The sequence below is a fragment of the Cyclobacterium salsum genome (assembly GCF_010119245.1).
Classification (GTDB): domain Bacteria; phylum Bacteroidota; class Bacteroidia; order Cytophagales; family Cyclobacteriaceae; genus Cyclobacterium; species Cyclobacterium salsum.
In genome coordinates this window covers 49734-59522 of record NZ_WNKG01000001.1, presented here as the reverse complement: position 1 = coordinate 59522, position 9789 = coordinate 49734, and the positions used below count along the sequence as shown (strand labels likewise).

Here is a 9789-nt window from a genome sequence, read left to right as displayed (position 1 = left end):
CCAACGGAAGATTAAATTGATAAACTGTTTAATTATAAATTTTAAAAGTATTATGCTGTTTTAACATCACAATATTAGACATTTAATCTATTAATGTCAATGTTAAAAAACGTTTTATTTTATTTAAAATACATTTTTATTGTTTTGATAGTTCAATATTTTTTTATCAAACCCAAAAAGCCAGTAAATTTATTTAATTGGCTATTTTTGTGATTTCCAATGAAAGAACAAAAAAATTATTTTATTTTGGTTTTGGTATTGGGTGCTTTGAGTACCATTAGCCCTTTTTCGGTAGACATGTACCTACCTGCTTTCCCTGCCATCGCCAAAAATTTGGATACAAGTATTTCCAGTGTACAGCTTTCCCTTACCAGTTATTTGATTGGTATTGCCATTGGACAACTATTTTACGGCCCCTTACTGGATAAATTTGGCCGAAAAAAGCCCTTATATGCCGGTCTGTGGATTTATGTGATTGCTTCGGTTGGTTGTGCCCTCACCACTTCTGTAAATTCGCTCATTGCGATGAGGTTTATTCAGGCCATCGGTGGCTGTGTGGGAATGGTGGCCGCCCAAGCCTTGGTGCGAGACTTATTTCCAGTAAATAAGATCGCTCAGGCACTCGCCATGCTAACTCTCGTGATCGCCGTATCGCCCATGATTGCACCTACGTTGGGAGGATATTTGACTTCCCATTTCAATTGGCACTGGATGTTCATTTTGTTGGCAGCCATCTGCACTGCAATAATTCTGGCCTGCAAATGGCAATTGCCCGACGGCGCTGACCCAGACCCGGATCTTTCGTTAAGACCGGGAAGTGTGTTAAGTAAGTACCTGGAAGTGTTACGAAACAAACAATTTTTGACGTTTATCCTGGTGGGAGGAATCGCAGGGGCGGCTCCCTTTGCTTACATTGCAGGATCTTCGGATGTTTTTATCAACATTTATGGCTTGACAGCTACCCAATACGGATGGCTCTTTGCCTTTTTGTCGGTAGCCATGATCGGTGCCACCCAGTTAAATCACGTGTTGTTGAATCATTTCAGCAACCGAACGATCGTCATTACCGCCCTTAGTTATCAATTAATTGTTGGCTTGGTCATTATCACCGGAGTGGGTACCGATGTCTTTAACGTCTGGGTGTTGATAGGAATGATGTTTATTTTTCTCACCGGACATGGGTTGAGTGTACCTAACGCGGCTGCTATTTCGCTGGCACCCTTTGAAAAGAACGCCGGAAGTGCCTCTGCCATGATGGGCTTTATGCGAATGGCATTTGGGGGAATAATTTCCGCACTGGTAAGCATTTTTCACAACGGAACAGCCATGCCCATGATACTGCTTATGGCAGGATGTATCTTGTTGGCTGGACTGGTTTTGATCCGTTACTACCATACCACCGGGGAATTATATGCGCTTCGAAAAAAGAATTCGGCCCTTTCTCCCAGGTGAGCAGGAAAATAGGTGATGCTCAATTATTTTTCTAACTTTGCGCTTTGTTAAAATTCTCAGAAAGTACATACAATGATTTCAGTTGATAATTTATCCTTAAAGTTTGGTAAAAGGACCCTTTTCGAAGACGTAAACTTGAAATTTACGCCCGGAAATTGTTACGGTGTCATCGGTGCCAACGGAGCTGGAAAATCCACTTTTCTAAAAATTCTCACCGGAGAAATCGACAGCACTTCGGGTGTCGTAAACATCACTCCCGGCCAACGGATGGCCGTGCTTTCTCAAGACCACTTTGCTTTTCAGGAGGAGGAGGTCTTGCGCACGGTAATCAGGGGACATCAAAAACTATTTGACATCATGACTGAAAAGGATGCCATCTACATGAAGGAGGATTTTACGGAAGAGGATGGAAACAAGGCGGCGTTATTGGAAGCTGATTTTGCTGAGATGGATGGATGGAATGCAGAAAGTGATGCTGCTGCCCTATTGTCCGGGCTGGGTGTGAGTGAGGAATACCATGGCAAGTTGATGAAAGACCTTTCCGGAGATCTGAAAGTGAGGGTATTGCTGGCCCAGGCCTTGTTTGGCAATCCGGACATTCTGATTCTCGATGAACCTACCAACGATTTGGATGCCGAAACCATTGGCTGGCTGGAAGATTTCTTAATCAACTTCAAAAATCTGGTAATAGTGGTCTCTCACGACCGGCACTTTTTGGACCAGGTGGCTACGCACATCGTAGATATTGACTTTGGGAAAATCAACATTTACTCCGGAAACTATTCGTTTTGGTATGAATCTTCTCAGCTGGCTGCCAAACAAAAGACCGATCAAAACAAAAAGGCGGAAGAGAAACGGAAAGAACTGCAGTCCTTTATTGAGCGCTTCTCGGCAAATGTGTCTAAATCCAAACAGGCGACTGCCCGAAAGAAAATGTTGGAGAAACTGAATGTGGACGAAATCAAACCCTCCACCCGAAAATACCCCGGCATCATCTTCAAACCGGAACGAGAAGCCGGAGACCAATTGTTGCTGACCGATCAGCTAGAATTAAAGAACGAGGAAAAAATCTTTTTTACCGATGTCAATCTGATGGTCGACAAAGGCGACAAAATTGCCTTCCTTTCGCGGACCAAACAGGCGGTTACCAAGTTTTTCCAAACAATCATGGAAGAAATTCCCGTTCAATCCGGAAGTTTCAAATGGGGAGTCACCATCAATAAAGCCTACATGCCCAACGATAATTCTGCCTTTTTCGATTCGGATTTAAAGCTGATTGATTGGTTGAGCCAATATAGCGAAAATCAGGAAGAAGCCTATGTAAGAACCTTCCTGGGAAGAATGCTATTTACAGGCGAGGAGTCCCTGAAAAAGGCTTCTGTATTATCGGGTGGAGAAAAAGTGAGGTGCATGGTATCCCGGATGATGTTACAAAACCCAAACTTCCTGGTATTGGATGAGCCTACCAATCACCTGGACCTGGAGTCCATTCATGCCCTGAACAATGCCATGATTGATTTCACCGGAACCCTCCTGTTTTCATCCTATGACCATGCTTTTGTTCAATCGGTAGCGAACCGGATTATCGAGTTTACCCCTAAAGGTACCATCGATCGGCGAATGGATTACGAGTCTTATCTTGAAGATTCTGAAATCAAGGCATTGAGGGAAAAAATGTACCATTAAATTTTAATAGACAAAAGTTGCTGGCCACTGCAATCGTTTGTTACCTGCTGGGAACCATGGCACTCGGTGCCTGGTCTTCCCGTATGGTCAAAACCTCCGGTGACTTCATGCTGGCAGGCAGGCAGCTTCCCCTATCTTTAAGTGCCTCAGCCCTATTTGCTACCTGGTTTGGGTCCGAAACTATTTTCGGTGCCTCTTCCGAATATCTTAAACATGGCTTGCTTGGAGTCATGGAAGACCCTTTTGGAGGTGCCTTATGCCTGATGCTTTTCGGCGGCATTGGTGGTCAGTATGGCTGCCATGATCGCCGGTTCTTTCTTGTTTCCCAGACCTAAACGTAATGACTAACTACCCTGAAATCGTCCTTAAAAAAGCGAAAGAAATTTCCCTGAAACGAATGCATCATTGGGTTTTTTCCGGTGCCATTCAACAAAAGCCCAAGGACCTCCAGGACGGGGAATTGGTGAAAGTCCTGGATTCCAAAAAACAGGTGCTGGGACTTGGTTTTTATTCGCCAGGGTCCATTATGGTGCGAATGATTACTTTTAGTGATCGGGAAATAACGGAGGTATTTTGGTTGGAAAAGCTTTCAGCCGCCTACCTGTTAAGAAAAATACTATTTTCCGGCCAAACAGAAAGAACCAACGCCTATCGAATGGTTCATGGAGAAGGAGACAGGCTACCTGGCCTGATTATCGACTATTACGACGGCGTTTTGGTAATTCAAGCCCATCACCTGGGAATTGTCAAAGAATTGCCATCGATTTCGAATGCGCTTCAACAACTCCTTGGAAAGGATCTCAAAGCCATCTACAACAAAAGTGCCTCTGCCCTTCATGGAAAAACCAATGAGGCCGACGGCTGGATTTTTGGGGAAAATTCAGCCCTTCGAATAAAAGAGAATGCCTTGCACTTTGAAATCAATTTGGAAAAGGGGCAGAAAACGGGTTTCTTTCTAGACCAACGGGAAAACAGGTCGCTACTTCAACGCTATTGTCAGGACAAAGAAGTGCTCAATACCTTTTGTTATTCCGGTGGATTTTCGGTGTACGCGCTTGCTGCCGGTGCTAACCGGGTTACATCGATAGATATTTCATCGGATGCCATTGCGCTTTGTCAAAAAAACCTGGAATTAAACCACTTTGACTCCAATTTAAATCCCTGCCTGACGGCTGATGTCCTGAAGTTTTTGCAGAACATGGAGGAGGCTTACGAGGTGATCATTCTCGACCCGCCAGCTTTTGCGAAAAATATCCGCTCGCGGCACAATGCCGTCCAGGCATACAAACGATTAAATGCCCTGGCGCTGAAGAAAATAAAACCCGGGGGTATCCTGTTTACCTTTTCTTGTTCGCAGGTTATTGACCGGGAACTCTTTAACCATACGGTAACGGCTGCCGCCCTGGAAGCAGGCCGAAAGACCCAGGTATTGCATCAGGTATCGCAAGGACCTGACCATCCGGTGAACGTATTTCATCAGGAGACATCCTATCTGAAAGGACTGGTAATGTATGTCACTTAAAAAAATGAAGTGGCAGGAATACCAAGCTTCCTGCCACTTTTAGAAAACTATCAAACGTTTACTCCCGTGGTCCCCCCTCCTTTCAGGGTAAGTTCCACCGGCTGGTTGGTTTGCCAGGATCCAGCCGTAAAGTCCGGAATATCGATTGAGTTGGACCTATTGGCGACTGACCATTCGCTCAAGGGAGTGATCGAACTCCAGAGTGCCGCATCGTACACATCCTGATCCAACGGAAGCCCGTTTCTCAAGCAATCAATCAATCTCCAGTCCATCATAAAGTCCATGCCTCCATGTCCTCCTATTTTCTTGGCCATTTCGCCCACTTTTTTGACGATTTCCGGCGTGTATTTTTCCTCCAGCGCTTTTACTTCCGCCTCTTCCATCCAGCCATGGCCGGAAGAAATTCCGGGAACAGGCCATTTTCTTGCCATGCCCTTGGTACCACTAATCAGATGAATTCTGGAATAAGGCCTCGGAGAACTCACATCGTGTTGAATCATGATGGATCGGCCTTTTTTGGTTTTTACCAGGGTGGTATTCATGTTTCCCCGGAATTGCTTGGTAGCGAAAGAGGCATAAAAGTCATCTTGCTCAGCTAATTCTTCGGCCCGCGCTTTCATATGATAATCCTGACTTGACAGGGAAGTAAGGTAGTCCATTTGGTCCCCTCGGTTAATATTCATGATCTGACAAACCGGACCCAGCCCGTGGGTCGGGTATATATTCCCATCACGGTAATTTTCCTTCAGTCGCCACATATCCTGATATCCACTGTCTTTCTGGAAATTCAGGTCCAGAAGGTCGTGGATGTACGCTCCTTCCCCATGGATAACATCTCCAAAAAAGCCATCCCTTGCCATGTTCAGCGTCATCAATTCAAAAAAGTCATAACAGCAGTTTTCCAATTGCATGCAATGCTTTTTGGTTCGTTCCGAGGTCTCCACCAGTTGCCAGCATTCTTCCAGACTGATGGCTATGGGCACTTCTGAAAAGGCATGTTTTCCTGCTTCCATCGCATATACCGCCATGGGCGTATGCCATTCCCAGGGAGTCGCGATATAGATCATATCCAGATCATCCCTGTCCACCATTTTTTTCCAGGCATACGTACTACCGCTGTAGGTAACTGGTTTGTGGGAGGTTCCTTCCAGGCTTTTCATCACCTTATCTACCATTTCCGGCCGTAAGTCACACAGGGCTTTTATTTCTACTCCCTGAATTTTGCTCAATCGGTCCACTGCTCCCGGTCCACGCATCCCCAGTCCAATGACACCTACCCGAACTACGTCCAGTTTGGGGGCCGCATAGCCGGACATATTAAAGCGCTGCGCATACTGCTTCTTGCTTTGAACAAGTACGTTTTCCTGTTCTTCTTGTGATAAACCGGTAAACCCCGATCCCATCATTCCTATTCCGGCCAGGCCGGAGAGTTTCAAAAACTCCCTCCTTTTATTACTCATAATACGCTATTATTAATTGAATCGTTTTAAATTGTCCTCCCGGACGTTACACTTTATGTTGAAGAAAATCCTACTGCTCTATAAAGAAAAACAAATATAATCCAAGAACGCAATCGAAAATAGGCCAACCTTTCGTTAGGTCAAGTAATTCCTGAACTCAGGGGCGAATTGGCATAAAACTAGATTCGGAAATTTCATGCATCGCTGGCTATTTCAAATATAGCTTATCAAAGAACAGGGTCAAACATCTGAATTAAAAAAAAGGATGAATGGTTTTTTTGTTACTTTAAAGATTTATGAACTATTTAGCTACATTTAATCCAAGCTGGAAATAGAATAGACGTTCATCAATTTCCTTTATTTGTTACTTCAATACCACCTAACTCAATTTAAAACATGCGAACCCAATCTCTTGGAACCCTTTTGTTGCTAACCGTCCTAATTTCATTTTCCTGCAGTAATCCTGAACAGGAAACCAGCCCTACCGATACGGAATTTAACCATGAAAATGCCGTCGAAAACCTCCTACTAAAGGATCATCAACCGATTTCACTGTATAAAGGAAACGAACATCCTGTGGAGAAGGCTGCGTTCCCTGTAATCGACATGCATGCCCACCCCTATGCCAAGTCGGAAGACGAACTGGAAGAATGGGTAGCCATCATGGACCGTGTGGGTATTGAAAAGACGGTCATTCAAACCTATCGAACCGGAGCTGAATTTGATTCTCTGGTACAGACCTACAGCAAGTACCCGGACCGCTTTGTTCTTTACTGTGGATTTGATTACTCAGGATACGAGGAAGAAGATTTCGGAGCTGCCGCAGTTAAGGAACTGGAGAGGTGTTTTTCGGTCGGTGCTAAAGGTGTGGGCGAGCTGGGAGACAAAGGGAAAGGTCTTTTCTATTCCCGACCGACAAAAGCCTTTGGCATGCACATCAACGACCCAAAGATGAAACCGCTGTTGGATAAGTGTGCGGAACTAAGTATGCCCGTAAGCATCCATGTAGCCGAACCCATCTGGATGTACCAGCCAATGGATGCCAGTAACGATGGGTTGATGAATGCGTTTAAATGGCGCCTGGATGATCAGGAGGGGATCGTGGATCATGGAGGTATGATTACCATTTTGGAAGAGGCGGTCTCCCAAAACCCAGAGACAACGTTTATTGCCTGTCATTATGCCAATAGCAGTTACGATTTGAGCATCCTGGGGAGTCTTTTTGACAAATACCCTAACTTATATGCTGATAACAGTGCCCGATATGCCGAAACGGCCACCATCCCGCGAACCGTAAATCGCTTCTACAGCCGGTACGCCGACCGGTTAGTCTATGGAACCGATATGGGCATTAGCCAAGATATGTACCGCACCACCTTCCGGATTCTGGAAACTGCAGACGAACATTTTTACGACCGAAACATCTCTTCCTATCATTGGCCCATGCATGGGTACGACCTTTCGAAAGAGGTGTTGGAAAAAGTCTACCGTACCAACGCCCTCAATATATTAAACCTGCAACCCTGATCATCAATAAAGAACATCGTTTATCAGCCTTGCGTAGCCCCGGGCATATTGATCCATTCCCAGGTCGGAGGGGTGCGTACCGTCAACCGTCCCTTCCATGGAAAGGCCGATGGCATCCTTCTCCAGGTAATACACCTCGCTTACACCTGAAGTCAAGAGTTCCCTGTACACCTCCTGTGACCATTGATTTCTTTTTTCGTAAGCCTCTCTCCTATCTTGATTGATCAGGCCATCGGTATACCCGGCATGATCGACTAAGAGAATTGGAGTGTCGGGTTGTTTGGATTTAAGATACATTACAGCTGCGTGTATCCTTCGTTTGACCTCTTCCTCCGGAAAGGTATCCCGCACCAGGTTAGGCAAGCAATCGAGTACGTACATGCTGCTCTCGATAGATGCCATGTACCGTATCAATGGGTCTTCCAATTGACCGTTCCCGGAAAAACCAAGATTAATAAGCGGGCGATTTACCGCCCTTTCCAAAATAGCTGTCCATGCCATCCCAGGTCTGGAGGCACAAGCGCCCTGCGCGATAGAAGTGCCATATACTACAATGGGTAAGATAGCAGTATCTTTGGGCAATAATTCAAAGGTAGCATTGGCAGCAACACCTATTTCCAGGAACAACACCTCGTTGTAAAGCGGCAAGTATAAGTCAAATTCCCTATCCCTTCTTCCCTCTTCTATGAGTTGAAATCCATAGCTAATGGTATCGCCAAATGAATAATTCCCTTTGACCCAAGTCCAATCGCTTGTTCCCTTTTTCGTGTAAAGATCCAATCCGCTCACTCCCGTAGCAGGCATGTGCGGCATATCCCTATTGCCAGATACAGTGTATCGAACCTGAATGTTTTTGGCATTGGTACGAAAGCGTAGCTTCACTCCTGCCGAATGCCTGGAAAGCCGCCAAACGGGTTCTCTAACCTGTTTTTCCAGTGAATCAGGTAATCTAAAATACACCAGCTCCGAACCTGCTTTTCCATGAACAATGTTCTCTTTTTCAGACTCCAGGGGATTTATCCAACCTAATTGCTCCTGTCCATGTAACCTAAGGCAGGAAGATATAACCAATAATGAGGTATAAAAAACAATTCTGAGATTCATAGAATTTAGATTATGGGGTTAGGTATTTACTAGAGAAGGATGCTATTCTTTCCATTATCAGCATCTGGTCAAATTTCAATAATGCCCTGCGAAAAAAGAAATATATGTTTACAGACGATCAAATTTATCAAATTAAAAAAGAGGTATTTTACCGATGAAGGATTTCAAGTTCCGTACCATAGATTCGTTTGGCTACTCCGGAGAAAGAGCTCCAATAAGAACCGTAAATTTTTTCTGTTCCTGCCAAAAGAAATAATTCAACCACAGCATCCATCATACCTTCCCTGGAATTTCTACTAAATATTTTTGGATAGGTAAACACTATGTCAGGGTATTTCCTTTCGAAAGAACTCGCTGTATCCGGGTCATCTGTTGCTAAAAAGACTCCAAAACTTTTAGGTTTCGTTTCCAAATATTCGTCAATCTTATTTTCAAAGAGGTGATTCGGGCTGTTTTGAATCGCTTTTTTATGGTCGCCCTTTCGAATATGCATTCCTATCATATGGTCTTTAAAGGTCTCTTTGACAACCTTGATTTTAGCTGCAATTTGGTCAATTGGGACAAACACTTGAAAACCTTTCTGGTAATCAACACATTGGTTGCCTGTAATTACCAGAATTCTTTTCTTTTTACGACAAACATTTTTTAAATGATCGATCCCTTTACTAACATCCCAATCCATGATCAGGGAGTCAAAACGCAGTAATCTCGAAAGACCGATATTGTAAAGGGAAACCAACCATGGAATGAACTTCAATTTATGGGTTGTCAGGAATTTACTTCTGATAAAAAGATTATATTTGAATTCCGGATTTAGTAATTTAAATCTAGGGTTAGGTTGGAATAGATCCTGATACCGAATATTCAAGCCAGAATCAGGAATCCAAACAACTTCCAGGTCGGCATCAATGAGCGATTTAAAGTAAATAAAGGATGAAATAGCTCTCAACCGATTGCCCAAGCCAGACCTGGGATTTAGTAGTAGTTTTACGTTTTCCATTGTCACTTTAACCTTTCTTTCATTTAGAACATAAAATA

The 9789-nt window shown here is 44.1% G+C and carries 8 protein-coding genes; 5 read left to right on the top strand and 3 right to left on the bottom strand.

Features of this window, described 5'->3' with window-relative positions:
* Positions 1-219: 219 nt before the first annotated feature.
* The 4 genes from GJS45_RS00195 to GJS45_RS00180 all read left to right on the top strand — a co-directional run bounded on the left by GJS45_RS00195 (position 220) and on the right by GJS45_RS00180 (position 4660).
* A complete protein-coding gene (locus GJS45_RS00195; RefSeq protein WP_162339440.1) occupies positions 220-1452 on the top strand; it encodes a multidrug effflux MFS transporter in 1233 nt (410 codons plus the stop codon).
* 72 nt (positions 1453-1524) lie between these two features.
* Positions 1525-3138, top strand: coding sequence for an ABC-F family ATP-binding cassette domain-containing protein (locus GJS45_RS00190; RefSeq protein ID WP_162339439.1), 1614 nt, complete (start codon positions 1525-1527; stop codon positions 3136-3138).
* 17 nt (positions 3139-3155) lie between these two features.
* Positions 3156-3473 carry a hypothetical protein gene (locus GJS45_RS00185; RefSeq protein WP_317165062.1) on the top strand — a complete coding sequence of 106 codons (318 nt, stop codon included), beginning with the start codon at positions 3156-3158 and terminating at the stop codon, positions 3471-3473.
* A 5-nt stretch (positions 3474-3478) separates the two neighbouring features.
* A complete protein-coding gene (locus GJS45_RS00180) occupies positions 3479-4660 on the top strand; it encodes a class I SAM-dependent rRNA methyltransferase (protein ID WP_162339438.1) in 1182 nt (393 codons plus the stop codon).
* Positions 4661-4710: 50 nt separating this feature from the next.
* Here GJS45_RS00180 and GJS45_RS00175 read toward each other — a convergent pair whose 3' ends face one another.
* Positions 4711-6120: a Gfo/Idh/MocA family protein gene (locus GJS45_RS00175; RefSeq protein WP_162339437.1), complete on the bottom strand. Its 1410-nt coding sequence runs from the start codon at positions 6118-6120 to the stop codon at positions 4711-4713.
* Positions 6121-6516: 396 nt separating this feature from the next.
* On the opposite strand from GJS45_RS00175, the gene GJS45_RS00170 reads away from it, so the two are divergent.
* Entirely contained in the window at positions 6517-7647 is a 1131-nt protein-coding gene (locus tag GJS45_RS00170) for an amidohydrolase family protein (protein WP_162339436.1), read from the top strand.
* Positions 7648-7650: 3 nt separating this feature from the next.
* Here the strand turns inward: GJS45_RS00170 and GJS45_RS00165 are convergent, their stop codons facing one another.
* Together GJS45_RS00165 and GJS45_RS00160 are read right to left on the bottom strand one after the other, a co-directional pair.
* Positions 7651-8751, bottom strand: coding sequence for an SGNH/GDSL hydrolase family protein (locus GJS45_RS00165; RefSeq protein WP_162339435.1), 1101 nt, complete (start codon positions 8749-8751; stop codon positions 7651-7653).
* Between the two features lie 148 nt (positions 8752-8899).
* Positions 8900-9433: an O-fucosyltransferase family protein gene (locus GJS45_RS00160; protein WP_162339434.1), complete on the bottom strand. Its 534-nt coding sequence runs from the start codon at positions 9431-9433 to the stop codon at positions 8900-8902.
* Positions 9434-9789 lie beyond the last annotated feature (356 nt).

Excerpts from the sequence above, each read along its gene's own strand:
- GJS45_RS00165 (WP_162339435.1), bottom strand. The coding sequence starts at position 8,751 with ATGAATCTCAGAATTGTTTTTTATACCTCATTATTGGTTATATCTTCC.
- GJS45_RS00180 (WP_162339438.1), top strand. The coding sequence starts at position 3,479 with ATGACTAACTACCCTGAAATCGTCCTTAAAAAAGCGAAAGAAATTTCC.
- GJS45_RS00195 (WP_162339440.1), top strand. The coding sequence starts at position 220 with ATGAAAGAACAAAAAAATTATTTTATTTTGGTTTTGGTATTGGGTGCT.
- GJS45_RS00175 (WP_162339437.1), bottom strand. The coding sequence starts at position 6,120 with ATGAGTAATAAAAGGAGGGAGTTTTTGAAACTCTCCGGCCTGGCCGGA.
- GJS45_RS00160 (WP_162339434.1), bottom strand. The coding sequence starts at position 9,433 with ATGGATTGGGATGTTAGTAAAGGGATCGATCATTTAAAAAATGTTTGT.
- GJS45_RS00190 (WP_162339439.1), top strand. The coding sequence starts at position 1,525 with ATGATTTCAGTTGATAATTTATCCTTAAAGTTTGGTAAAAGGACCCTT.
- GJS45_RS00170 (WP_162339436.1), top strand. The coding sequence starts at position 6,517 with ATGCGAACCCAATCTCTTGGAACCCTTTTGTTGCTAACCGTCCTAATT.